Raw genomic sequence first — 1,653 nt, 5'->3', positions numbered from 1 at the left:
CGGAGTCTGTCAACATAGTTGCCATATAAAATGACTTCAGCTCTTTAAAATCCTGCGGCCTGTGGCACTGAGTCCCGTTCGGGGTTTAGGTGCACCACATCCGGCAGGCTGAGTTTCCGGATGTCACCTGACCACCGCTCCGGGTGGCGCTGCTTCGCGGCTTCAAAAACCTCTCGGCGCTGCGCCAGAATGCCTTTGGCCTCGCCGTTGTGACGCTGGCTCGGCGTGACGTAGCGCAGGGCACTGTGCCGGTGCTCATGGTTGTACCACTCGGTGAATTGCTGGACCCAGTCTTGTGCCTCGGCCAGCGTGGCGAAGCCGTCGGCGGGGAATCCCGGCCGGTACTTCAGTGTCTTGAAGGCCGACTCGGCGAAGGCGTTGTCGTTGCTGACCCTTGGCCGGCTGTACGACGGGGTGATGCCCAGGTCGTAGAGCTTCTCCAGGAAGGTCGCCGCCTTCATCGGGCTGCCGTTATCAGAATGCAAAATCAAAGGCTTGTGACGATCGGTGAGGTGCTCTCGCCAGCAGGCCTTCTGGATCAGCTCGGCGGCCAGCTCGCCGGTCTCGGTTTCATAGACCTCGTGCCCAACGATCTTGCGGCTGAAGACGTCCATGATCAGGTACAGGTACCACCAAGTACCGCGTGCAGGGCCCGGTAACCAGCTGATATCCCAGCACCAAAGCCGGTTTGGCGCCGTGGCCTGGTGTGTGGTCGGCGGTCGCTTGCGCTGTGGGGCCTGCTGTCGGCCCCGGTGGTGTTGCTGATCGTACTCATGAAGCACTCGGTACATCGTCGACTCAGAGGCCAGGTAGTTCCCCTTGTCCGCCTGATCGGCCACGATGAAGGCCGGAGGGCGGCTTCGATACTCCGGGGCATTGCACAGCGCCACGATCGCCTCTCGCTCCTCTGGAGACAGCTTGTTGGCCGGCTCCGGGCGGTCGGCGTCGGGACGGCGATCAGCCATCACCTGGCCTTCAGTGACCCAGCGGTAGGAGGTGCGCACATTGATACCCATCACCTGACAGGCTTTGGCCAGCCGAGCACCGTCACGCTGGGCGTCTTGCACCAGAGTCACGATGCGTTGGCGATCCGGGAGGCTGGTCAGTCGTCCTCGTCGTTGGTCGTGCCCCAGATCGCCTCGGCTTTTTTTGACAGGGCCAACAGCGCCGCCGTCTCGGCCAGGGCCTTGTCCTTGCGGTGCAACTCGCGCTCCAGCTTACGGAGCCGCTTCTGCTCCGCCTTACGCGCCTGTCGAAGCTGCTTGGCCTGCGCTGCCGCATCGTCGTTGGCGTTCATGCAGGCATCCCGCCAGGCCTCCACCTGCTCGGGGTAGAGCCCGCGCTCGCGGCAGTAGGCGCTGACTTCAGCCTCGTTCATCGGAGCTGTCTCCAGGACGATCTGGAACTTCTCCTGACTGGTCCACTGATCTGGCTGGGTAGAACGTGATGGCAAAACCTGTCCTCGTGCTCTGGCCTGTTTCCGCCAATTGTAGAGGGTTGTCGCGGTGATGCCTTCCTGTTCGGCCAGCTCCGGGATGGTCATGCTCATGGGCGGTGCCATCTTCTTGAGGATGGCTTCCTTACGCTCTGCGGGGTAACGCACGTTGATCACCTCTCAATCCGTTTGGGTGACAACTACGTTGACGCATAGGG

General features: G+C 62.0%; 1 protein-coding gene. It reads right to left on the bottom strand.

The annotated features are described in order from the left end of the window. Positions 1-44 precede the first annotated feature (44 nt). Positions 45-1,561, bottom strand: a protein-coding gene (locus tag L1075_RS15565) for an IS3 family transposase (protein ID WP_098060064.1) whose coding sequence is annotated in 2 segments (ribosomal slippage) — positions 45-1,124 and positions 1,127-1,561 — 1,515 coding nt in all. Because the reading frame shifts where the segments join, the coding sequence is not laid out codon by codon here. Positions 1,562-1,653: the final 92 nt, after the last annotated feature.

It is taken from the genome of Chromohalobacter beijerinckii (genome assembly GCF_023061185.1).
Taxonomy (GTDB): domain Bacteria; phylum Pseudomonadota; class Gammaproteobacteria; order Pseudomonadales; family Halomonadaceae; genus Chromohalobacter; species Chromohalobacter beijerinckii.
This window is presented reverse-complemented; position numbering and strand designations above follow the sequence as displayed.